At 69.3% G+C, this 23150-nt stretch carries 20 protein-coding genes and 2 pseudogenes; 7 read left to right on the forward strand and 15 right to left on the reverse strand.

Annotation, left to right across the window (positions count from 1 at the left end):
• Positions 1–257: 257 nt before the first annotated feature.
• The 9 genes from FQY83_RS16985 to pstS (FQY83_RS17025) all read right to left on the reverse strand — a co-directional run bounded on the left by FQY83_RS16985 (position 258) and on the right by pstS (FQY83_RS17025) (position 8872).
• Positions 258–1043 carry an HvfC family RiPP maturation protein gene (locus FQY83_RS16985; protein ID WP_146389351.1) on the reverse strand — a complete coding sequence of 262 codons (786 nt, stop codon included), beginning with the start codon at positions 1041–1043 and terminating at the stop codon, positions 258–260.
• Positions 1036–1908, reverse strand: a complete 873-nt coding sequence (locus FQY83_RS16990; protein WP_146389353.1) for an HvfB family MNIO-type RiPP peptide maturase — start codon at positions 1906–1908, stop codon at positions 1036–1038. The genes FQY83_RS16985 and FQY83_RS16990 overlap by 8 nt, the downstream gene beginning before the upstream one ends.
• A gap of 25 nt (positions 1909–1933) precedes the next feature.
• Positions 1934–2359: an HvfA family oxazolone/thioamide-modified RiPP metallophore gene (locus FQY83_RS16995; protein ID WP_146389355.1), complete on the reverse strand. Its 426-nt coding sequence runs from the start codon at positions 2357–2359 to the stop codon at positions 1934–1936.
• 372 nt (positions 2360–2731) lie between these two features.
• Positions 2732–3436 carry a phosphate signaling complex protein PhoU gene (gene phoU / locus FQY83_RS17000; protein ID WP_146389357.1) on the reverse strand — a complete coding sequence of 235 codons (705 nt, stop codon included), beginning with the start codon at positions 3434–3436 and terminating at the stop codon, positions 2732–2734.
• A 121-nt stretch (positions 3437–3557) separates the two neighbouring features.
• Positions 3558–4388 (reverse strand): phosphate ABC transporter ATP-binding protein PstB, encoded by an 831-nt coding sequence (pstB, locus tag FQY83_RS17005; RefSeq protein WP_146389359.1) that lies wholly within the window; start codon positions 4386–4388, stop codon positions 3558–3560.
• Positions 4389–4407: 19 nt separating this feature from the next.
• Positions 4408–5292 carry a phosphate ABC transporter permease PstA gene (gene pstA / locus FQY83_RS17010; RefSeq protein ID WP_146389361.1) on the reverse strand — a complete coding sequence of 295 codons (885 nt, stop codon included), beginning with the start codon at positions 5290–5292 and terminating at the stop codon, positions 4408–4410.
• Entirely contained in the window at positions 5292–6260 is a 969-nt protein-coding gene (gene pstC / locus FQY83_RS17015; RefSeq protein ID WP_146389363.1) for a phosphate ABC transporter permease subunit PstC, read from the reverse strand. Before pstC ends, pstA begins: the two co-directional genes overlap by 1 nt.
• Before the next feature lie 152 nt (positions 6261–6412).
• On the reverse strand, positions 6413–7510 hold the full coding sequence (gene pstS / locus FQY83_RS17020) for a phosphate ABC transporter substrate-binding protein PstS (RefSeq protein WP_146389365.1): 1098 nt from the start codon (positions 7508–7510) through the stop codon (positions 6413–6415).
• 342 nt (positions 7511–7852) lie between these two features.
• Positions 7853–8872 (reverse strand): phosphate ABC transporter substrate-binding protein PstS, encoded by a 1020-nt coding sequence (gene pstS, locus FQY83_RS17025; RefSeq protein WP_146389367.1) that lies wholly within the window; start codon positions 8870–8872, stop codon positions 7853–7855.
• 196 nt (positions 8873–9068) lie between these two features.
• Here pstS (FQY83_RS17025) and FQY83_RS17030 point away from each other — a divergent pair, with 196 nt between their 5' ends.
• Both FQY83_RS17030 and FQY83_RS17035 read left to right on the forward strand, forming a co-directional pair.
• Positions 9069–10550, forward strand: a complete 1482-nt coding sequence (locus tag FQY83_RS17030) for a LysM peptidoglycan-binding domain-containing protein (RefSeq protein WP_146389369.1) — start codon at positions 9069–9071, stop codon at positions 10548–10550.
• Positions 10551–10853: 303 nt separating this feature from the next.
• Positions 10854–12152 carry an OprO/OprP family phosphate-selective porin gene (locus FQY83_RS17035; RefSeq protein ID WP_158636548.1) on the forward strand — a complete coding sequence of 433 codons (1299 nt, stop codon included), beginning with the start codon at positions 10854–10856 and terminating at the stop codon, positions 12150–12152.
• A 79-nt stretch (positions 12153–12231) separates the two neighbouring features.
• Here the strand turns inward: FQY83_RS17035 and nth are convergent, their stop codons facing one another.
• From nth to FQY83_RS17050, 3 genes are read right to left on the reverse strand one after another with little or no spacing between them, the layout of a single operon-like run.
• Positions 12232–12927, reverse strand: coding sequence for an endonuclease III (nth, locus tag FQY83_RS17040; RefSeq protein WP_146389373.1), 696 nt, complete (start codon positions 12925–12927; stop codon positions 12232–12234).
• Positions 12924–13295, reverse strand: coding sequence for a hypothetical protein (locus FQY83_RS17045; RefSeq protein WP_238333540.1), 372 nt, complete (start codon positions 13293–13295; stop codon positions 12924–12926). Before FQY83_RS17045 ends, nth begins: the two co-directional genes overlap by 4 nt.
• A 12-nt stretch (positions 13296–13307) precedes the next feature.
• Entirely contained in the window at positions 13308–14090 is a 783-nt protein-coding gene (locus FQY83_RS17050) for an enoyl-CoA hydratase/isomerase family protein (protein WP_146389375.1), read from the reverse strand.
• A gap of 195 nt (positions 14091–14285) precedes the next feature.
• On the opposite strand from FQY83_RS17050, the gene FQY83_RS17055 reads away from it, so the two are divergent.
• From FQY83_RS17055 to FQY83_RS17065, 3 genes and pseudogenes are all read left to right on the forward strand, one after another.
• A complete protein-coding gene (locus tag FQY83_RS17055) occupies positions 14286–14999 on the forward strand; it encodes an FKBP-type peptidyl-prolyl cis-trans isomerase N-terminal domain-containing protein (protein ID WP_146389377.1) in 714 nt (237 codons plus the stop codon).
• 279 nt (positions 15000–15278) lie between these two features.
• Positions 15279–16093, forward strand: a pseudogene (locus FQY83_RS17060) (CoA pyrophosphatase).
• Positions 16090–16941 (forward strand): sulfurtransferase, encoded by an 852-nt coding sequence (locus FQY83_RS17065; RefSeq protein WP_146389378.1) that lies wholly within the window; start codon positions 16090–16092, stop codon positions 16939–16941. Before FQY83_RS17060 ends, FQY83_RS17065 begins: the two are co-directional and overlap by 4 nt.
• 20 nt (positions 16942–16961) lie before the next feature.
• On the opposite strand, the gene FQY83_RS17070 is transcribed toward FQY83_RS17065, so the two are convergent.
• Complete coding sequence (locus FQY83_RS17070; RefSeq protein WP_146389379.1) at positions 16962–17717, reverse strand: enoyl-CoA hydratase/isomerase family protein; 756 nt, start codon at positions 17715–17717, stop codon at positions 16962–16964.
• Between the two features lie 39 nt (positions 17718–17756).
• Between FQY83_RS17070 and FQY83_RS17075 the strand changes: the two genes are divergently transcribed.
• Positions 17757–18200, forward strand: coding sequence for a copper chaperone PCu(A)C (locus FQY83_RS17075; RefSeq protein WP_238333541.1), 444 nt, complete (start codon positions 17757–17759; stop codon positions 18198–18200).
• A 62-nt stretch (positions 18201–18262) separates the two neighbouring features.
• On the opposite strand, the gene FQY83_RS17080 is transcribed toward FQY83_RS17075, so the two are convergent.
• Both FQY83_RS17080 and uvrA read right to left on the reverse strand, forming a co-directional pair.
• Complete coding sequence (locus FQY83_RS17080) at positions 18263–18694, reverse strand: acyl-CoA thioesterase (RefSeq protein ID WP_146389380.1); 432 nt, start codon at positions 18692–18694, stop codon at positions 18263–18265.
• A 101-nt stretch (positions 18695–18795) separates the two neighbouring features.
• Positions 18796–21639: pseudogene (uvrA, locus tag FQY83_RS17085) on the reverse strand (excinuclease ABC subunit UvrA); the annotation flags it as partial.
• Between the two features lie 498 nt (positions 21640–22137).
• Here uvrA and FQY83_RS17090 point away from each other — a divergent pair.
• Positions 22138–23150: OmpA family protein (locus FQY83_RS17090; RefSeq protein ID WP_425478676.1), on the forward strand; the 1013-nt coding region annotated here is incomplete at its 3' end.

The following is a 23150-nucleotide window of genomic DNA, read 5'->3' on the forward strand; positions in this document are numbered from 1 at the left end:
AAGTGCGGGATGCGACAGGCAAATACCGGACGGCATTCGCGATTGTTCCGGGGCCGGGAAGTCGTACCGAGTCTGCGGCCGTCGTGCGTTTCGGGGACGCGTCGTCCGGCGGCGCCAGGATCTCGGCTTGTCATCGCGAGCGTCGCGAGGGATCTGTTCTTGTCGCGACCGGATGGAGAGATCCCTCGCTGCGCTCGGGATGACAGGGGGTCGGGGGAAGGCCGGATTTTCGGGGGGCGACAGGTCTTCGGGGCGACTCAGGCGCTGCGGACCCCCGCAAGCGTGCCCTCGTCGTGCATGCGCGCGAGCATGGCCCGGCCTTCGTCGAGGAAGGCCTCGTCGCCGACGCCCGCTTCCCACGAGAGCGCCCGCAGGCAGTCGCGCCCGCTGCGCGTGGCCCCGTCCAGCAGTTCCAGCAGGCGGAACGCCAGCGGCGACAGCTGCGCGAAGCGCACCTCGCCCTGCGCATCGCGGCGCACCAGCAGCAGCGTGGGTTGCTCCGGCGGTGTGGATGGTTGGTGTTCCGGGCCGATGCGATGCACCGGCCAGCGATAGGCCAGCGCCCAGGCCTGCGGCGAGAGCACGGGGATGCCGTCGAGCAGGGCCTGCCCCGGATCCGCTCCGGAGGCGTCGACGGGCTCGATCTCGACAGGCGGCTGCGCGTCCGAAATCTGCAGCGCCAGCTCGACCCATTCGTAATGCGCCAGCTCCGGCAGCCAGGGTGGCAGCGCCGCGTCCTCGTCGATCTGCCGTTCGAGCCAGCGCACGAATTCGCGCCCGATCTCGGTGAACAGCGGCGTGTGGCAGCGGTGGCCGGCGTAGAACGCACGGACCAGCGCATGCCAGGCCTCGTTGCCGAGCGTCCTGCGGATCACCGGGAAGTTGCCGGCGAGCAGGCCCTGCAGGTTGTTGTAGAGCAGTTCGCGGTACACGGCCAGGCGCCGGTCCTCGATGCCGTCGGGCGCCGCCGCCGCGGCGGGATCGCGCAGATGGCGCGACAGCGCGAACTGCTGCGCGCGCAGCGTGGCCGGAGCCTCAGCCATGCGCCGGTCTCGCCGCAGGGGCGTCGGCGGCGCGCTGCAGGGCGCGGATGCCGTCCACCTCGCCCAGCAGTTCCTCGAACGGCGGGAAGTTGAAGTCGCGTTCCAGCAGCGTCGGCCGCACGCCGTGCACGCGGTAGGCCTCGGCGAGCAGTTGCCAGACATCGCGCTTGACCGCGGCGCCGTGGGTGTCGACCTTCAGGTCGTCGGCCTCGTCGTAGTGGCCGGCGACGTGGTAGCAGGCGATCCGCGACGATGGCATCCGCCGCAGGAACTCGGCGGCGTCGTAGCGGTGGTTGACCGCGTTGACGTAGATGTTGTTGACGTCGAGCAGCAGGTCGCAGTCGGCGCGCTCGAGCACGGCGTTGACGAACGTCGCCTCGTCCAGCGCAAGCTGCGGTGCGACCGGAATGCTGGCGTAGTAGCTGACGTTCTCCACCGCGATCCGCCGCCCGAGCAGGTCCTGCACGCGGCGGATCCGCACCGAGACGTGTTCGACCGCCTCTTCGGTGAACGGGATCGGCAGCAGGTCGTAGAGGTGGCCGTCGTCGCTGCACCAGCTCAGGTGTTCGCTGTACAGCGGCACGCGGTGGTGATCGAGGAAGCGACCGACGCGGGCGAGGAAGGTCTCGTCCAGCGGCGCCACGCTGCCCAGCGACAGCGACAGGCCGTGGCAGGTGATGGCGTGGCGCTCGGCCAGCGCCTCGAAGGCGGCGCCGAGGCGTCCGCCGACGCCGATCCAGTTCTCGGGCGCGCATTCGAGGAAATCGAACGCGGCCCGGTCGGCCGCCTGCAGCGCGGACAGCAGTCCGCGCCGCAGGCCGAGGCCCGCGCTGGCGCTCGGCAGCGGCGGGGGAGCCGGACGCATGCGCGCGGGTGCGCGGTTCAGCGGGTCAGGCGGCGCCGCCGCACTTGCCCTCGCCGCACTTGCCTTCCATGTCGGCCTTCTTGCCGGCCTTGTGCGCCTCGTGCTCGGCCTGGTCGATGAAGCCGTCGCCGTTGCTGTCGATTGCCGCGAACTTCTCGCCCTTGTCGGGATGGGCGGCGTCGAACTCGGCGCGCGAGACCTTGCCGTCCTTGTCGGTGTCGATCCTGTCGAGCCCGCACTTGCCTTCGCCGCACTTGCCCTCGGCCTTGGCCTTGTCGCCGCCGCAGCTGCCTTCCTGCGCCTTGGCGTCGGCGGTGGCCGCGTCCTGCGCGCCGAGCAGGTAGCCCTGGGCGAGCGGGGTGACCGCGAAACTGGAGCCGGACAGCAGCAGGCCGCCGGCGAGGGCGGTGCCGATGGCGACGGCGACGGGCTTCTTGCTGGACTGGGTCATGGTGGAGCTCCTCTGGAGGGGCGGGCATGCCCGCGGGTGAGACGGTCGGGGAACCCGCAGACGAGCGCTTCGGGCTGAAGTCGACGGGTACGACGGCGCTGCGCGGCGGCACGTGCGCGCCGCTTTGGCATCGAAGTCGCGGTTGCCGCTGGCGCCATCGCGTTCCCCCCGATCCCGTTGCCGGGAGTGTGTCGAACCATGCATTAAAAGCAGGTTGAGGGCGGAACCGGTGTGCGGCGGCACGCCTGCTGCCGCCCGCGTTCAGGGGAAGTTTATTTGTGTGGGAGCGCCCTCGGGCGCGATGCCCCGGAGCTCAGGCGTATCGCGCCCGAGGGCGGTCCCACGGGGCCAGCGGCGTGCTGCCCTGCAGCATCAGGTGGCGACGTTGGTCTCGTCGCGCTTGTCCCTCGGCGGCAGGGCGTCGTCGCCGTGCACGAGGAACCAGACGTTCTCGGCGATGTTGGTGGCGTGGTCGCCGATCCGCTCGAGGTTCTTGGCCATGAACAGCAGGTGCGTGCACGGGGTGATCGCGCGCGCGTCTTCCATCATGTAGGTCAGCAACTCGCGGAACAGGCCGGTGTACAGCGTGTCCACCTCGGCGTCCTGGGCGCGCACGCGCTGGGCGGCGTCGGCGTCGTTGGCGGCGAACGCGGCCAGCACGTCGCGGACCTGGCGGACGACCAGCTGGCCGAGCGCGTTCAGCCCGCGGGTGTGCGGCAGCGGCGGCGACGCATTGAGCGCGGTCGAGCGCTTGGCGACGTTGGCGGCGTAGTCGCCGATGCGCTCGATGTCCGAGGCGATGCGCAGCGCGGCGAGGATCTCGCGCAGGTCGCGCGCCATCGGGCCGCGCAGCGCCAGCTTCATGACGTCGTGGCTGACTTCCTGCTCCAGCGTGTCGATCGCTTCGTCGTTGCCGATGATGCGCGCGGCGGCCTTGTCGTCGCGGCGTTCGACGACGTCCAGCGCCGCTTCCAGCTGCGCCGCCGACATCTCGCCCATCCGCAGGATCTCGCCGATCAGGCGCTGGCGCTCTTCGTCGTAGCTCTTGACGATGTGGTCGTGGGGTTGGGTGTTCATGGTTGAGAGCCGGGATTAGGGAATGGGGAATGGGGATTCGGAAGATCGCCGGGAACCGTAACCGGGGCGGGATTCGCCTTGTCGAATCCCCAATCCCCAGTCCCGAATCCCGCCGTTCGCTTCACCCGAAGCGGCCGGTGATGTAATCCTCGGTCTGCTGCTTCGACGGATTCGAGAAGATCGTCTCCGTCGTGTCGTGCTCGATCAGGTCGCCCAGGTACATGAAGGCGGTGAAGTCGGACACGCGCGCGGCCTGCTGCATGTTGTGGGTGACGATGACGATGGTGTAGTCGAGCTTGAGTTCCTCGATCAGCTGCTCGATACGGCTGGTCGAGATCGGGTCCAGCGCCGAGGTCGGCTCGTCGAGCAGCAGCACGTCCGGGCGCAGCGCCACGGCGCGGGCGATGCACAGGCGCTGCTGCTGGCCGCCGGACAGGCCGAGCGCGCTCTGGCCCAGCTTGTCCTTGACCTCGTCCCACAGCGCGCCCTGGCGCAGCGCCTGCTCGACGCGCTCGTCGAGCTGCTTCTTCGACAGCTTCTCGTGGTGGCGGATCGCGTAGGCGATGTTCTCGTAGATCGTCATCGGGAACGGCACCGGCTTCTGGAACACCATGCCGACCTTCGACCGCAAGCGGTTCATCGGGTACTTCGGCGACAGGATGTTCTCGCCGTCGAGCAGGATCTCGCCGGTCGCGTCCATCTTCGGGTACAGCGAATAGATGCGGTTGAAGATGCGCAGCAGGGTCGACTTGCCGCAGCCCGAGGGGCCGATCAGCGCGGTCACGCGCTTCTCGGGGATCTCGAGGTTGATGTCCTTGAGCGCGTGGAACTTGTCGTAATGGAAGTCCAGGCCCTTGACCGCGATCTTGGTCGGCATCGGCGCCAGCGCGCCGCGTTGCTGCGTGGCCACGTTGATCCGTTGCTGGGGCGCGGCGGAGTTGAGGTCGTTCATGGCCGGATCCGGGGAGAGGTTAGTCATTGGAGATCTTGTTGCGGAGCAAGAGCGCGCGCGCGGACAGGCTGACCAGCAGCACGAACACGGTCAGCACGAAGGCGCCGGCCCAGGCGAGCTGTTGCCAGGATTCGTAGGGGCTGCCGGCGTACTGGTACATCACCACCGGCACGCTCGCCATCGGCTGCAGCACGTTGGAGTTCCAGTACTGGTTGCCGAAGGCGGTGAACAGCAGCGGCGCGGTCTCGCCGGAGATGCGCGCCAGCGACAGCAGGATGCCGGTGACGATGCCGGCCGAGGCGCTGCGGTAGAGCACCTGGATGATCACCTTCCACTGCGGCACGCCCAGCGACAGCGCGGCCTCGCGCATCTGCACCGGCACCAGCTGCAGCATCTCGTCGGTAGTGCGTACCACCACCGGCAGCACGATGAAGGCGAGCGCGATCGCGCCGGCGAGCGCCGAGAAGTTGCCGCCGGTCTGCATCACGATCAGGGTGTAGACGAACAGGCCGAGCACGATCGACGGCGCCGACAACAGGATGTCGTTGACGAAGCGGACCACGGTGCCGGCCTTGCGTGCCTTGCCGTACTCCGACAGCCAGGTGCCGGCGGCGACGCCAAGCGGCGTGCCGATCCCGATCGCCATCGCGCACATCACCGCGCTGCCGAAGAAGGCATTGAGCAGGCCGCCTTCCTGCAGCGGCGGCGGCGTCATCTGGGTGAACAGCGCCCAGTTGATGCCGCCGACGGCCTTGGCGAACAGCGTCCACAGGATCCAGCCGAGGAAGAACAGGCCGAACAGCGCGGTGCCGACGGCGAGGACGACGGCCAGGGCGTTGCCGAAACGGCGCCTGGCGTACAGGCGGTCGGCGATGGCGTGCTCGCGTGCGGTGACGGCGGACATCAGTTGCCCTCCTTGCGCGCCAGCTGCATCAGCATGAAGCGGGCGATGGCCAGTACCACGAAGGTGACGATGAACAGCACGAAGCCCAGCAGCAGCAGGGCCGAGCGATAGGTTTCGGTGGCCTCGCCGAAGTCGTTGGCGATCAGCGCGGCGATCGTGGTGCCGGGTTCGAGCAGCGACGGCGACAGTCGCACCGAGTTGCCGACCACGAAGGCCACCGCCATCGTCTCGCCGAGCGCGCGGCCGAGGCCGAGGAAGATGCCGCCGATCACCGCCGAGCGGGTATAGGGCAGGACGATGTCCCAGCTGACCTCCCACTTGGTGGAACCGAGTGCGTAGGCCGATTCCTTCAGCCGCGTGGGCACGGTCAGGAACACCTCGCGCATCACCGAGGAGATGAACGGGATCACCATGATCGCGAGCACGAAGCCGGCGGTGAGCATGCCGATGCCCAGCGGCGGGCCGCGGAACAGCACGCCGATCCCCGGGATCGTGCCGAGGTGGTCGTTGAGCCAGGGCGTGACGTATTCGGTCATCACCGGCACCAGCACGAACAGGCCCCACATGCCGTAGATGATCGAGGGGATGCCGGCCAGCAGCTCGATCGCGGTGCCGACCGGGCCGCGCAGCCAGCGCGGCGCGACCTCGGTCAGGAAGAAGGCGATGCCGAAGCTCACCGGCACCGCGATCAGCATGGCGATGACGGCGGTGACCACGGTGCCGTAGATCGGCGCCAGCGCGCCGTACTTGTTCTCGACCGGATTCCATTCGGACGAGTAGAAGAAGCTCAGGCCCTGCGAGGCGAGCGCGTCGCGGCCGCCCCACAGCATCGACAGCGCGGCGCTGGCCAGGGCGACCAGCACGAACACCACGGTGCCGGTCAGCATCCATTTGAAGACGCGGTCGTTGCGCGCGTCCTTGACGTCGCGGGCGCTGCTGGCGGGAGCGGGGAGGGTGGCGGCGTTCATGGAAGTCCCGGAAAGAAGTTGGTCCGTCATTCCCGCGTAGGCGGGAACCCAGCGTCTTTGGCCTTGGGGAGGGTCAAAGCCAAGACACTGGATCCCCGCCTGCGCGGGGATGACGCAACGTCAGCCGCGCGCGATGCGCGCGGGACGTTGCGTCACTTGAACTCCGCCGCCCAGTACGCCTCGATCTGCTGCACCAGCTCCGCCGGCAGCGGGACGTAGTGCAGTTCGGTCGCCTGCGCCTGGCCGCTCTCGAACGCCCACTTGAAGAAGTCCAGCGTGGCCTTGCTGCGCGCGGCGTCCTTGGGCTGCTTGTGCATCAGCATGAAGTTGGTCGCGGTGATCGGCCAGGCGTCGGCGCCGGGTGCGTCGGTGATCACCAGGTTGAAGTCCTGCGCGCTCGCCCAGTCGGCGGTCGCGGCTGCCGCGGCGAAGCTGGCGTCGTTGGGCTGCACCCAGTTGCCCGCTGCGTTCTGCAGCGAGGCGTAGGGCATGTTGTTCTGCAGCGCGTAGGCCAGTTCGACGTAGCCGATCGAGCCCTTGATCTGCTTCACGTACGAGGCCACGCCCTCGTTGCCCTTGCCACCGACGCCGCTCGGCCACTGCACCGAGGTGCCTTCGCCGACCCTGGACTTCCAGTCGCCGCTGACCTTGGACAGGTAGTTGGAGAAGTTGAACGTCGTGCCGGAACCGTCGGAGCGGTGGACGATGCTGATCTTGCCGTCGGGCAGTGTGGTGCCGGCGTTGAGCGCGGCGATCGCCGGATCGTTCCAGGCGGTGATCTTGCCGAGGAAGATGTCGGCCAGCACCGGGCCGGTGAGCTTGAGCTGGCCCGGCTGCAGGCCTTCGACGTTGAGCACCGGCACCACGCCGCCGATCGCCGACGGGAACTGGCCGAGGCCGGCTTCCGCCAGTTCCGCGCTCGACAGCGGCTTGTCGGTGGAGCCGAAGTCGACGGTGCCGGCCTTGATCTGCGCGATGCCGCCGCCCGAGCCGATCGACTGGTAGTTGACCTTGGCGCCGGTGGCGGTGTTGTAGTCGGCCGACCACTTCGACACCAGCGGATAGATGAACGAGGCGCCGGCGCCGGAAATCTCGGCGGTGCTCCTTTCACCCGCGGGCGTGGCGGCGGCGCCGTCGGCCGAAGGGGCCTGCGCGGCCGGCGTGGTGTTGCCGCCGTCGGGCGAGCAGGCGGTGGCGAACAGGGCCGTCGACAGCGCGAGCAGGGTCAGGCGGGCGATGGGGGCATTCATGAGGCAGTTCCGAATTGGGATCTGGATCCGTCCACGGGACGGCATGGCGACATGAAATGATGTTTTTGTTACAGCCGTATGACGCTGGAGGTCCGCATTCATGACGGCGCCGGCGTGGTCGCGCCGAAGGGAAGCCCTGTCATTGGCCCTGTCATTTCGACCGCAGGGAGAAATCTCGTCTCCGGCGCCGGGGGGAGGAAGTTTCTCCCTGCGGTCGAAATGACAGGATTCGTTTCCCGGGGGTTGTTCCCTCACATGGGAGAAGACCCCAAAAAAAGCGGGCCCGAAGGCCCGCAAGGGAGGAGTCCGCAATGGGAGGAGAATCGATGCGGCGGATGCGCCTCAGTAGTCGAGGTTCTGCGTCCAGTAGGTCTGCACCTGCTGCACCAGCGAGTCCGGCAGCGGCACGTAGCCCAGCGCGCGCGCCTGGTCGTCGCCGCTGGCGTAGACCCAGCGGAAGAACTCGCGCGCGTTCTTCGCGCCCTCGAGGTTCTTCGGCTTCTTGCGCATCAGGATGAAGTTGGTCGCGGTGATCGGCCAGGCGTTCTCGCCGGGCGCATTGGTCATGACCAGGTAGAAGTCCTTCGACGCGCCCCAGTTGGCGCTGGCGGCGGCCGCCGAGAAGGTCTCGTCGCTCGGATTGACGAAGTTGCCGGCGGCGTTCTTCAGGCGCGAGTAGGCCAGCTTGTTCTGCAGCGCGTAGGACAGTTCGACGTAGCCGATGCCGCCCTTGATCTGCTTGACGTAGGCGGCCACGCCCTCGTTGCCCTTGCCGCCGATGCCGACCGGCCACTTGACCGCCGTGCCTTCGCCGACCGAACTCTTCCAGTCCCCGCTGACCTTGGACAGGTAGTTGGTGAAGTTGAACGAGGTGCCCGAGCCGTCGGAGCGGTGCACGACGGTGATCTTGGCGTCGGGCAGGGGCAGGCCGCCGTTGAGCGCGGCGATCGCCGGGTCGTTCCACTTGGTGATCTTGCCGAGGAAGATGTTGGCCAGCGTCTCGCCGTCGAGCTTCATCGCGCCGGCGGCCACGCCCTGCAGGTTCACGATCGGCACCACGCCGCCGATCACCGACGGGAACTGGGCGAGGCCGGACTTGGCCAGGTCATCGGGCTTGAGCGGCGCGTCGGAGGAACCGAAGTCGACGGTCGCGGCCTTGATCTGGGCGATGCCGCCGCCGGAGCCGATCGACTGGTAGTTGACCTGCTTGCCGGTGGCCTGCTTGTAGTCGGCCGACCAGCGCGAGATGGCGGGATAGACGAATGAGGCGCCGGCGCCGGTGGCGTCGTTGGCCTGGGCGGTGGAAACGAAAGCGGTGGCCAGCGCGAGCGCGGCGGCCGAGGTCTTGAAGATGGCGTGCATGGGGTCCCTGGAGTCAATGCGGGAGGAATCCCGCTGCCGCGCTATTGCACGACCATCAGATGACACCGATGTTGACGTTCCATGACTGCAATGTGACGGCGTCCCGGGCTGCGCGAATAGGGTCCGCCCCAGCTGCCAGGCCGCGGGGGCGGACAGTACGATCGGTCGCATCGAGGACGCAAGCGAGGGCAATGTCATGTCGGGTGACGTCAACATCCCCTACAGCGGGAGCAACTTCGCCAACGATCAGGCGGTGGTGACCGCCGACGAGGTGATCTCCGGCGAAGTGGCCGCGCCCGAAGGAACGGAAACCTACGTCGTGCAGCCGGGGGACACGCTGTGCGAGATCGCGGCGAACGGCGGATACGGGAATCCGCCCGACATGGAGGCGTTCTATCGCGACAATCCCCAGTACGCCGAGAGCGAGCGCAATCCCGACCTGATCTGGCCGGGCGAGGTCGTGTTCGTCCGCAGCTCCCCGCAGGAGCAGCTGACGCCGGGCCAGTCCGGGGCGACGCCGGGCAACGGCACCGTGGCGACCGGGAACGTCGACGCCAACGGCAACCCGGAGTTCCAGAACTACGCCAACGGCCAGCCCGTGGGGCCGCCCTACACGTCGCCGGAGACGGGCACGGGGCAGCCGGCCAATGCGGACACGATCGACGCGCAGGGCAACGTGATCCGCACCGGCGAGGATGGCCGGCCGCTGACCGGATGGGCGCCGACCACGCCGGGCGCGAACGGCAGCAACGGCGCAGAGACGGAGTACACGTATTACGTCGACGGACGCGCGACCACCGAAACGGTGACCAGCGTGGACGGCGCGCCGGACGAGCCGCCGCCGGCGAGGGAGGTCGATTTCGCGGAGCAGCCGATCGAGGGCGACGGATGGTATGTCGTCAACGGCAGTTCATCGGGGGCGCAATGGGCCTACTTCGTGGATGGCCACGAGGTCGCGGGCACCAGGACCACCGAATCGAAGACGGTCGGCGATCCCGCGCCGGTCGTCGGACCGAAGCCGCCGCAGAACGGCACCGTCGCCGTGTCGCCGCCGAACGAAAACGGCGTCGCGCAATTCCAGAACTACCAGGACGGCCAGCCGCTCGGCCCGCCCTACCACGCGCGCATGGGCGCGAACGGCCAGCCGGCCAATGCCGACACGGTGGATGCCGGGGGCGTCGTCGTCCGGACCGATACCGAAGGCGCGCCATTGACCGGCTGGGCGCCGACGACGCCCGGTGCGAACGGCAGCGACGGATCGGAAGTCGAGTACGGCTACTACGAGAACGGCGTGCCGACCGGCGTCACGCGCACCACCTCGCAGGGCCTGCCGACCGGCGCGCCCACGCCCTCGGAGCAGACGGACGCCGCCGCGCAGGCCTCGTCCAGCGCCGATACCCAACTGGACAACGCCGCGGAGGACGAGAATCCCGAGATCGGGGTGTACGAGCAGCAGGCGACGGAGGCGTCCGAGAGCTTCGACGCGGCCGCGCTGGCCGAGATCGAGGCGACGAAGGAACTGCCGCCGAACGCCAGCCGGGAAGACCATGCCAACGCCGTGCTCGAAGCGGCCGAGGCGATTGCCGAAAGGCTGGAGGCCGCGGGGCTCCAGGACCAGGCCGACCGCGTGCGCGAACTGGCGAGGGAACGCGCGGACGAGATCAACAACGAAGTCTGATCCGCTTTCCGGCGGGGTCCAGGGGAACGGCGCCGGGAGGCGCCGTTCCTGCGTTCGGGGAAGGGGCCGGGCCGAGGCCGCCGTGCGACGATGCGTTGTCGGCATGGCCAGGCCCCCGGAGCAGCTCGGCTGACACCGGATTGTCATTTTTCGTACATCCAGCTGTCAGAGCCGGTGCCCACACTGCGCCGGTCCAACGAGTTCCTAACGAAACCAGACGCATTTGCCCGGTGCCGCGCGATTGGCGGCGCGCGGGCGTGCCCAACCTTTTTCGCCCTTCCATTGCCACAGGACATCCCGATGATGCGCCACTCGCTCCTCGCCGCCGCGCTTGCCACCGCTCTCGGCACCGCCGCACTGCCCGCCGCCGCCCAGTCGTCGAAAGACCAGGAGATCGCCGAACTCAAGGCGCAGCTCGCGGCCCTCGCGGCCAAGGTCGAAGAACTGGAGACGCGCTCGGACGCGCAGTCGGACATCAACGTCGCCACCCAGGAAAGCCTCGACAAGATGGCGACCAGCAATCCGGTCGTCGACACCAAGGGCGGTATCAAGATCACCTCGGCCGACAAGAAGTTCGAGGCCTCGATCGGCGGCCGCGTCCACTTCGATACCTACGCCTTCGACCGCGACCAGGCCAGCACCACCGGCACCACCGAGTTCCGCCGCGCGCGCCTGACCCTGCAGGGCAAGGCCTACGGCTGGGACTACAAGGTGGAGAACGATTTCGGCGCCGGCGGTGGCCTGGAAGGCTTCCGCGACGTCTACATCGCCAAGTCCGCGCTCGGCGGCAAGTTCACCATCGGCCACTTCAAGCCGTACCGCGCGATGGAAGAGCTGACCAGCTCCAACGAAATCCTGATGATGGAGCGCCCGTTCGCGACCGCGACCGGCCTGTTCACCAACCGCCAGTTCCAGCAGGGCGTCGGCTACCTGCGCGCGGGCAGCAACTACACCGCGGGCTTCAGCGCGTTCAACCTGCGCAGCGCGTCCGGCACGCGCAACGAAGGCGCCGGCTACGCCGGCCGCGTGACCTTCGCGCCGATCAACACCGTCGACAGCACCCTGCACTTCGGCGGCTGGATCAGCAGCGAGAACCTCAACCAGGGCTCGGCCGACTTCTCGGCCGTGGCGAACTATGCCGGCCGTCGCGGCCCCTCGCAGACCATCGCCACGGTGACCGGCGCCAGCGGCGACACGATCGACGTCTACGCGCTGGAAGCCGCCGGTTCGTTCGGCCCGGTGTTCTTCCAGGGCGAGTACGCCAACGCCACGTTCGGCCAGCCGACCGGCCCGGACCAGGACCTGACGACGTGGTACGTGCAGGGCAGCTGGCACCTCAACGGCGGCCACAAGCCGTACAAGGCGGGCACCGGCGTGTTCGGCTCGGCGCCCGTCGCCGGCAAGGGCCTGTGGGAGCTGACCGCGCGCTACGACTCGATCGAGAACAAGGATCTCAACCGCGAGGTCAGCAGCTGGATCCTGGGCATGAACTACTACGTCAACCCGAACCTGCGCTTCATGTTCAACTACACGCAGGGCGACAACGAGGTGACCGGCGACGAGACCGGCCAGTACGCGCTGCGCACGCAGTTCGCCTGGTAAGCCTCCCGCGCCAGACGCTTCGGCAAAAGGCCCCGGACGTCCGTCCGGGGCCTTTTGCATGGGCGCGGCGCCGTTTCGTTCATTCGTCGGCGGCGGTCTTGTCCTTGAACCGGCACAGGTCGCGGATCACGCAGTGCGGGCAGTCGGGCTTGCGCGCCTTGCACACGTAGCGGCCGTGCAGGATCAGCCAGTGGTGCGCGCCCAGCAGGTACTCCAACGGCACCGCCCGCATCAGCCCGTCCTCCACCGCGCGCACGTCCTTGCCCGGCGCCAGCCCGGTGCGGTTGGCGACGCGGAAGATGTGCGTGTCCACTGCGATCGTGCCTTCGCCGAAGATCGTGTTCAGCACGACGTTCGCGGTCTTGCGGCCGACCCCGGGCAGCGCCTCCAGCGCCTCGCGCGAGCGCGGCACTTCGCCGCCATGCGCGTCGAGCAGGATCCGGCACAGCGCGATCACGTTCTTCGCCTTGGCGTTGAACAGGCCGATGGTCGAGATGTGGCGCTTGAGGCCTTCCTCGCCGAGGTCGAGGATCGCGCGCGGCGTGTTGGCGACCGGATACAGCCGGCGCGTGGCCTTGTTGACGCCGACGTCGGTGGCCTGCGCCGACAGCACCACCGCGACCAGCAGTTCGAACGGGGTGGTGTATTCGAGTTCGGTGGTGGGCGAGGGGTCGAGTTCGGCGAGTCGCGAGAACAGTTCGCGGACTTCGGCGGGCGAGAGCCGGCTGCGCGGTGGTGATGCCTTGCGCTTGCGCGTGGCGGCCGGTGGCGTCACGGCGTGCCCGCCCGGGCTTTCGCGCGCGCCAGCGCGGCCGCGGCGACGGCCGGCAGCACGGGTTTCGGCGCGGCGGCCGGTGGTGGCGGCGTTCGCCGCGCGTCGCGTTCGGCCTTGCGCCGCGCCAGCCGCGTTTCGCGCGCGCGATGGCGCTCGCGTGCGTCCCAGGCCGCGCGCAGGCGTCGCTGCGTGTCGACCAGCAGGGCCCGCGCCGCGTCGTCCAGCGCCTGCGCGCCGTCGTCGACGAAGGCCATCAGTCCGGCGTCGATCGCGGCGTCGAGGTCGTCGCCGCGCAGCAGCGCGACCAGGCGCGCGGCATCCGGCGCGGCGGGACGGGCTGGACCGGTGGCGTCTGGCTTCCGGTGCATGGCGGGGCGGCGTCAGCGTCCGCGGAAGGTCGGCTTGCGCTTGCAGAGGAAGGCCTCGGTGCCTTCGCGCATGTCGTCGGTCGAGAACACGAGGCCGAACTGCGCGGCTTCGTACTCCAGGCCTTCCTCGATGCCGGCCTCGCCGCCGACGTTGATGCAGTCGAGGATGCCGCGCAGCGCCAGCGGCGCGGCGTTCGCCAGCTGCGTGGCCAGCGTCATGGTGTCGGCCTCGAGGTCGGCGGCGGGCACCACGCGGTTGACGATGCCCAGCTGCAGCGCGCGCGCCGCGTCGATCGGCGCGCCGGCCAGGCACAGTTCCAGCGCCGCGGCGCGTCCGGCCAGGCGCAGCAGGCGCTGGGTGCCGCCGAAGCCCGGGATCAGGCCGAGGTTGATCTCGGGCTGGCCGAGCTTCGCGGTATCGGCCGCGATCCGCAGGTGGCAGCACATCGCCAGCTCCAGCCCGCCGCCCAGGGCGAACCCGTTCACCATCGCGATCACCGGCTTGGGCAGCTTCTCGAAGCGGCGCATCATCCGCTGCCCGCGCAGGGCGAAGTCCCGGCCCTGCGCCGGGGTCAGGGCGGCCATTTCGCCGATGTCGGCGCCGGCCACGAAGGCCTTCGACCCGGCGCCGGTCAACACGACGGCGCGTACTGACGGGTCCGCCGCGGCCGCGTCGGCGGCGGCATGGAGGGCGTCGAGGGTCGCCGAATCGAGCGCGTTCAGCTTGTCCGGGCGGTCGATGGTGATGGTGCGGACGGCGTCGCGATCGGCGATCTGGAGCGGGGAATCGGTCATGGTCGGGCGGTCTGGAGGAGAGGCGCCGGGCCGCGCGCCGGAACTTGTCGGGCCGGTGGCGGTCGGAACGGGGGCGTCAGTGGCGGTTAAGCCCTGCGGCCGCTATCCTAGCGTGTCCATCAGGGGCGGTTCGACCGCCCCGTGTCGTGTCTGGGCCGGACGCCGGCCGATTGAATCCTTCTGGAGATTGACTGAATGAAAGTGCGTTTGCTTGCCGCCAGCCTCGCGGCGATGACCCTGGTTTCCGCGGCGGCTTCGGCGCAGGACACGACCTCCGAGCGTGGCAAGCTGAGCTACGCGATCGGCTACAACACCGGCAATGAGCTGGCCGAGCTCACGGCGCGCGGCGAGGCGGTCGACGTCAACACCGTGATCAAGGCGATCCAGGACGCCTACGCGAAGAAGCAGCCGGCCGTGCCGGTCGACCAGCTCAGGGCCGCGGTCGAGAACATGCAGAAGCGCCAGCAGGCCAAGATGGAGGCCGAGTTCGCCAAGCTCTCCAGCGAGAACAAGAGCCAGAGCGACACCTTCCTGGCGCAGAACCGCGCCAAGCAGGGCGTGCAGACCCTGCCGGGCAGCACCGTCCAGTACCGCGTGATCGAGAACGGCAGCGGCGCCAAGCCGACCCAGGCCAGCGACGTGCAGATCAACTACAAGGGCACGCTGCCCGACGGCACCGTGTTCGTCGACACCGCGCAGCCGCAGGAAGGCCAGCAGGCCGGCCCGGTGACGATGAAGATCAGCCAGATCCCGCTGGTGGGCCTGCGCGAGGCGCTGCTGCAGATGCCGACCGGCGCGCGCTGGGAAGTGGTGCTGCCGGGCGACAAGGCCTACGGCACGACGATCCAGGCCGGCCGCATGGCCAACCAGGCGGTCGTGTTCGACGTCAAGCTCGTCAGCGTCAAGTGACGCAACGGCCCACGCGCAAGGCGCGTGGCTGCCGTTGCGTCATCCCGAGCCGCAGGCGAGGGATCTACTTGTCGTAAGTGGGATAGAGACGACGCCACGCGTCCAGCGCGTGGCCGCCGTCGCGTCATCTCCGCGCAAGCGGACATGCAGCGTCTTCAGCAGTTGGCTCCGCGCGCAGTGCGGCCGCCCCCGCATCGATTCCGCAACTCCCACCGCGCCGGCCCCGCCGCCGCGGCCTTCTTCGGCGACTCCGGTCGCCGTGTGGCACCTATTTTGTCCATGAATTCCACGTTCCGCGCCGTGCTCAGTCCCTGCATCGGCGTCTGCATGCTCGACGACGCAGGCTTCTGCCTGGGATGCCACCGCAGTTCCGCGGAGATCGCGCGCTGGCTGCAGATGGGCGATGATGAACGCCTGCGACTGATGGAGCACGTGCTTCCGCAACGCGAAGCGCAACGTACCGATTGAGCATGTCCGTGGCCCGCTTCGACCGCATTGCGCGCGCGCTGCATCCGATCGACGCGGTTCCCGCCGGTCCCGAGTGGAACCTCGCCGAGCTTGACGGCCTGCTCGGCCGCGAACCGCCCGTCGCTGCCGCGGTGCTGCTGGGTCTGGTCGAACGCGACGACGACCTGCAGGTCCTGCTGACCCGCCGCACCGACGCCCTGCGCCAGCACCCGGGGCAGGTGAGCCTGCCGGGCGGACGCATGGATCCCGGGGACGCGAGCATGCTCGCCGCCGCGCTGCGCGAGGCCAACGAGGAAATCGGCCTCGAACCGCCGCAGGCCTCGCCCCTGGGCTATCTCGATCCGATGCGCACCGTCACCGGCTACCGCGTGGTGCCGGTGATTGCGCGGCTCGATCCGGACTTCGTCGCCCGTCCCGATCCCGCGGAAGTCGCCGCGGTGTTCGAGGTGCCGCTGTCGTTCCTGCTGGCGCGCGACCACCTGCGCGAACTCGACATCGAGTTCGGCGGCCGCATCCGCCACGTGCTCGAATACGCGCCGTATCCCGGTGCGCCGGAACAGCGCATCTGGGGCGTCACGGCGTCGATCCTGTACAACCTGCGCGAGCGACTGGAGGCGGTGCGATGACGAGGTCCGGCTGGAATACGCTGGTGCAGCCCGAAGCGCTCGCCGCCGCGCTGGACGAGCGCGACGTCGTGGTGGTCGACTGCCGCTTCTCGCTGGCCGATCCCGAGGCCGGCGAACAGGCGTACCGGGCCGGGCACATTCCCGGCGCGCGCTACGCGCATCTCGACCGCGACCTCTCGGACCACGGCAAGCAGGGCCAGGGGCGGCATCCCTGGCCCGACGCCAGTGATTTCAGCGCGCGCCTGTCGGACTGGGGCATCTCGCCCGGCAGCCGCGTGCTGGCGTACGACGCCGGCGACGGCGCGTTCGCGGCGCGGCTGTGGTGCCTGCTGAAGATGCTCGGGCACGAGGCGGTCGCCGTGCTCGACGGCGGCTGGGCGCGCTGGACCGCCCTTGGCCTGCCGGTGGACGCTGCCGTTCCGTCGCCGTCGCCCGCGGCCTACGCCGCGACGTTCGACGCCTCGCGCCTGTTCGATGCCGACGGCGTCCGCCGCCACCTCGACGCCGGCGGCCTGGTGCTGGATGCGCGCGCGCCGGAGCGCTTCCGCGGCGAGGTCGAACCGATCGATCCGGTCCCCGGGCACGTGCCCGGCGCCGGCAACCGTCCGTATGCCTCGAACCTGGTCGATGGTCGTTTCAAGCCGGCTGCGCAACTGCGGACCGAATTCGATGCGCTGCTCGACGGTCGTCGCGCCGACGCTGTCGTGGCCATGTGCGGTTCCGGCGTCACCGCCTGCCACCACCTGCTGGCGATGGCGCATGCCGGCCTGCCGGGCGCGAAGCTGTTCACCGGCTCCTGGAGCGGCTGGATCGCCGACCCGTCGCGGCCCGTGGCGACCGGCGACTGAGCCGCACCGGCGCGGGATGCCTACTTGCCGAGCTTCGCCAGCAGCGCGCGCAGCGCCGCCTGGGTGTCGGGATCGTTCCAGGACGCGACGAAGCGGTCCAGCTCGATGAGCTCCGGCCGCAGCGCGGCGACCACGTCGGCGCGCGCGATCGCGCGCGTCGCCAACACCGGCTTGCGCGGCAGGGCCAGCAGGCCGCGCAGCCATTCGTGCGCGCGCATCGGTACGTTGTCGATGTCGGCGAGTTCGTCGACCAGGCCGATCGCCAGTGCGCGCTGCGCGTCCACCATCTCGCCGGCGACGAGCAGGCGCTCGGCGCGCTGCGGCCCGACCGCGCGGCGCATCAGCCGCTGGATGCCTTCCGGCGCCACCAGGCCGACCTGGGTTTCGTTGAGGCCGATGCGATAGTCGCCGGCGGCCATCACTCGATAATCGCAGCACAACGCCAGCACGCAGCCGCCGGCCGGCGCATGGCCGTTCAGGGCCGCCGCGACCGGCACCGGGCATTCGGCCAGTGCGCGGGCGGCGAGGAAGAAGCCCTCCCAGGCCTCGCGCAGCGCGGCGGCGTCGAGCGTCAGCAGGAACGGCACGTCGAGCCCGGCCGAGAACACCTTCGGGCCGCCCGAAAGCACAAGCCCCTGCGCGCCGGACGCGACGGCGTCGGCGATCGCGTCGCGCAGCTGCGCGCACAGCGCGGGATCCAAGGCATTGACCGGCGCACGCGCCAGGCGCAGTTCGTGGATGCCGTCGTGGGCGCTGCGTTCGATCAGTACGTGCATTCGTCGATCCGGTGACTGGGTCGCGATATCATAGGCGGCATGAAACGCCTTCGTCGCCTTGCCGGTTTCATGTTGCTGGGCCTCGCCTCGCTGTCGGCGCAGGCGCAGGAATGCACGCCGCGCATCGAATCGGGCTGGATCCGCCAGCCGCCGATGGCGATGCCGATGATGGCCGGGTTCGCGGAGATCGCGAATCCGTGCGAGGCGCCGGTGAGCATCGTCGCCGCGGGCAGCCCCGCCTTCGCCTCGGTCGAACTGCACGAGACGCGCCAGGTCGACGGCGTCAGCCGCATGCGCCACGTCGAGTCCCTGCCGGTGCCGGCGCGGGGCAAGGTCGCGTTGGCGCCGGGCGGCCTGCACCTGATGCTGATGCGGCCGAACGCGGAGATCGAGGCCGGGCAGCGCATCGCGATCGAACTCGAGCTGTCCGACGGACGCAAGCTGCGCGGGGAATTCGAGGTGCGCAGGCCGGACGCGCTTTGAGCGCGGCCTGACGGCGGCCGGCGCGATCCGGTCGGGCGACGGTGGTTCGCCTGAAGGCGCTCCTACGGCGCCCCTGCGGCCGCGGGGTTCGACGCAACCCGCCGCACCGCCTCCGGCAGCGGCGTGGGCCGCCCGCTGGCGCGGTCGATCCACACCATCACCACGTGCCCGTCGGCGTGCAGCACGGTGCCGTCCTCGCTGGCGATGTGATGGCCGATGGTGACGCTGGTGGTGCCGACGCGGTCGGCGAACAGTTCCACCACCACGCTCGACGGGTACGGGATCGGCACCCGGTAGTTCATCTGCACCGCGGCCAGCAGCGGCGCGATGGTGTCGGTCAGCCATGCCTCGCCGAGCGAATCGAACCAGCGGATCCGCGCCTCCTCGAGGTAGGTCATGAAGTTCGAGTTGTTGACGTGGTTGAACGCGTCGAGGTCGCGCCAGCGCAGCTCGATCGGCATGCGGACCAGGGACGTGCGGTTGTCGAGGCTCATCGGCGTGGAAGGGCAGTCGGGATCTGCACAGTGTGCGACGGCCGGCGGCGAGCAATTGCTCAGGCCGCCGACCTGCGCTTGCCGGCCTTGCCTTCGAGCCCCAGCGTCTTGGCGAGGAAGCGGCCGGTATGCGACTGCGGCAGGCCGGCGATGTGCTCGGGCGTGCCCTCGGCGATGATCATGCCGCCGCGATGGCCGCCCTCCGGGCCGAGGTCGACCACCCAGTCCGCGGTCTTGATCACGTCGAGGTTGTGCTCGATCACGACCACGGTGTTGCCGTCGTCGCGCAGCTTGTGCAGCACGGCGAGCAGGTGCTCGATGTCGTGGAAGTGCAGGCCGGTGGTGGGCTCGTCGAGGATGTAGAGCGTGCGCCCGGTGTCGCGGCGCGAGAGTTCCTTCGACAGCTTCACCCGCTGCGCCTCGCCGCCGGACAGGGTCGTCGCCGGCTGGCCGAGCTTGATGTAGCTCAGGCCGACGTCGAGCAGGGTTTCCAGCTTGCGCGCGATCGACGGCACCGGCTCGAACAGCGCCAGCGCGTCCTCGACCGTCATCTCCAGCACGTCATGGATGCTGTAGCCCTTGTACAGGATCTCCAGCGTCTCGCGGTTGTAGCGCTTGCCGCCGCAGACGTCGCAGGGCACGTACACGTCGGGCAGGAAGTGCATCTCGACCTTGATCAGGCCATCGCCCTGACAGGCCTCGCAGCGGCCACCGCGGACGTTGAAGCTGAAGCGGCCCGGCGAATAGCCGCGCGCGCGCGCCTCGGGCACCTGCGCGAACAGCTCGCGCAGCGGCGTGAACAGGCCGGTGTAGGTGGCCGGATTGCTGCGCGGCGTGCGGCCGATCGGCGACTGGTCGATGTCGACCACCTTGTCGAACAGGTCCAGGCCCTGCACCTCGCGATGCGGCGCCGGCTTGTGCGAGGCACCGTTGATCTCGTTCGCGGCCAGCGCGTACAGGGTGTCGTTGATCAGCGTGGACTTGCCCGAGCCGGAGACGCCGGTGATCGCGGTGAACAGGCCCGACGGAATCGTCAGGTCGACGTCGCGCAGGTTGTTGCCGGAGGCGCCCAGCAGCTTGAGCTGCATCTTCGGGTTGGCCTTGTGCCGGCGCTTGGGCACCGCGATCTCGCGCTTGCCCGACAGGTACTGGCCGGTCAGCGAGCGCGGCGCCTTGAGCACGTCCCCGAACGACCCCTGGGCGACCACCTCGCCGCCGTGCACGCCGGCGCCGGGGCCGATGTCGACGACGTGGTCGGCCAGCCGGATCGCATCCTCGTCGTGTTCGACCACGATCACCGTGTTGCCGAGGTCGCGCAGGCGGGTGAGGGTGCCGAGCAGGCGCTCGTTGTCGCGCTGGTGCAGGCCGATGCTGGGTTCGTCGAGCACGTACATCACGCCCACCAGGCCGGCGCCGATCTGCGAGGCCAGGCGGATGCGCTGCGCCTCGCCGCCGGACAGGGTGTCGGCCTTGCGCTCCAGGGTCAGGTAGTCGAGGCCGACGTCGACCAGGAAGCCCAGCCGCTCGTTGATCTCCTTGACGATCTTGGTCGCGATCTCGCCGCGCCAGCCGGCGAGGTTGAGCGAGCGGAAGAATTCCAGCGCCTCGTCGATCGGCAGCACCACCAGCTCCGGCAGCGGCCGCTCGGCGACGAACACGTTGCGCGCGGCCGCGTTCAGGCGCGCGCCGCCGCAGTCGGTGCAGGCTCGCTCGCTGATGTACTTCGCCAGCTCCTCGCGCACCGCCGCGGACTCGGTCTCGCGGTAGCGGCGCTCGAGGTTGGGCACGATGCCCTCGAAGCGATGCTTGCGCTGGGTGCGCCCGCCGGCGTCGGTGATGTAGCTGAAGGTGATCGTGGTATCGCCGCTGCCGAACAGCACCGCCTCGCGCGATTTTTCCGGCAATTCCTGCCAGGGCTCGTCGACGCTGAAGCCGTAGTGTTTGGCCAGCGACTGGATCAGCTGGAAATAGTAGGCGTTGCGCCGGTCCCAGCCGCGCACCGCGCCGGCGGCCAGCGACAGTTCCGGATGCACCACCACGCGCGCCGGGTCGAAGAACTGCGAGACGCCGAGGCCGTCGCAGGTCGGGCAGGCGCCGACCGGAGAGTTGAACGAGAACAGGCGCGGCTCGAGTTCGGGCAGCGAGTAGTCGCAGACCGGGCAGCTGTACTTCGACGAGAACAGCAGCGGCGCGACGGTATCGTCGTCGATCGCCTGCACCGCGGCCATGCCGTCGCCGAGCTTGAGCGCGGTCTCGAACGATTCGGCCAGGCGCTGCTTCATGCCCGCCCCGGACTCCGACGCGGGGTCGCGGACCCTGAAGCGGTCGATCACCGCCTCGATCGTGTGCTTCTGGCGCAGCGCCAGCGGCGGCACCGCGTCGATCTCGTGCAGCGCGCCGTCCACGCGCACGCGCACGTAACCCTGCGCGCGCAGCTGCTCGAACACCTGTGCATGCTCGCCCTTGCGCTCGCGCACCACCGGCGCCAGCAGCATCCAGCGCTGGTCCGGGTCGAGCGCCAGCACCTGGTCGACCATCTGGCTGACCGTCTGCGCCTCCAGCGGATAACCGTGGTCCGGGCAGCGCGGCAGGCCGACGCGGGCGTAGAGCAGGCGCAGGTAGTCGTAGATCTCGGTGATCGTGCCGACGGTCGAGCGCGGGTTGTGGGAGGTCGATTTCTGCTCGATCGAGATCGCCGGGCTCAGGCCCTCGATGTGGTCGACGTCCGGCTTCTCCATCACGCTCAGGAACTGCCGCGCATAGGCCGACAGCGACTCGACGTAGCGGCGCTGGCCCTCGGCATAGATCGTGTCGAACGCCAGCGACGACTTGCCCGAACCGGACAGGCCGGTGATGACGATCAGCTTGTCCCGCGGCAGGTCGAGGTCGATGTTCCTGAGGTTGTGGGTACGGGCACCGCGGATGCGGATGGTGTCCATCGCCATCGGTGTGGGATTCCGGTTTGGGGCTGGGGGAGGGCAGCCGGGCGGACGGGGAATCGATCAGCCTAGCGAGCCGCCGATGTGGGGGCAAATGCAGGGAATGCCAGCCTGTCGGGAGGGGGTCTCAGCTGTCGAGACGGGACGGTCGGCGTCGTCCCTTCGCCGCGGCCGAAGGGGTCGCCCGATATTGCGATGGGCGTCTCCCCGGCGCGGATCCTGCGCCGCTCGCGACGGGATGCCGTCCGGAGGATTCGTTCCCTGCTGCGGACGCGAGTGTCCACACATGCCCGCCTTGTTCAGCCGGCATGTAGAAAACCGGCAAGAAGTTATATCGTTGTTAACATGCCCTTCACGGCTGCAAATCTACTCTGCCGGCGTGCGTTCAGGTGGCAAGCTGGATACGCATTCAATACAAGACATGGCACCGAATGCCGCATCGCGGGACACGGGGTCGCAATCCGTTTGGCGAAGGCCTTTCAAAGGAACTGGACAATGACAAAGATGAAACTCCTCAGCGTGGCGCTCCTTGGTGGCCTCGGAATTGCGCAGGTCGCGTCCGCGCAGGACTTCGACGATCGCTGGTATCTGAGCGGCTCTGCGGGCTACAACCTGCAGGACGAGGACCGTCGCACGGACGACGCGTATGCGCTGGGCCTGGGCGTGGGCAAGTTCATCAGCCCGGTGTGGTCGGTGGAAGGCGCGCTGAACTACCAGAACCCGAACTTCGAGCACAACAGCGACCTGCTGTGGAGCCAGTACGGCGTGTCTTTGGACCTGCGTCGCCACTTCATTTCGGAATCGCGCAACTGGTCGCCGTACGTGCTGTTCGGCCTGGGCTATCAGCGTTCGGAGGAAGAGTACGTGCCGACGGGTGGCACGACCTCGCCGCTGCAGCGCGAGGACGGCAACCTGGCGGCGAAGGTGGGCGTGGGCGTGCAGAGCGACTTCAGCCGTCGCGTCGCGGTGCGTGCCGAGCTGGCGACCCGTTTCGATTTCGACGACCAGAGCTACGCGGCCGAGAGCGGCACGGATTCGTCGGGCTACCCGCACCAGATGGAAGAGAGCTACTTCAGCGACGTGATCGCGTCGATCGGCGTGGTGATCCCGCTGGGTCCGGAGCCGACCGCGCCGGTGGCCCCGCCGCCGCCGCCGCCGGCTGAGCCGGCCCCGCCGCCGCCGCCGGCCCCGATCACGATCGACCTGAACGGCGTGAACTTCGACTTCGACAAGTCGACGCTGCGTCCGGACGCGGTGGCGATCCTGAACGAGGCGGTGGAGATCCTGAAGCGCTACCCCGACCTGCGGGTTGAAGTGGCCGGCCACACCGACCTGTGCGGTGCCGACGCCTACAACCAGAGCCTGTCGCAGCGCCGCGCTTCGGCGGTGTACGACTACCTGACGGGCAACGGCGTCGACGCCGGCCGCCTGCTGGGTCCGGTGGGCTACGGCGAGAGCCGTCCGCTGGAGCCGACGGCGCAGACGCTGCCGGGCTGCAAGAGCGAGGTCAACCGCCG

The organism is Luteimonas marina, assembly GCF_007859325.1.
GTDB classification, from domain to species: Bacteria; Pseudomonadota; Gammaproteobacteria; order Xanthomonadales; family Xanthomonadaceae; genus Luteimonas; species Luteimonas marina.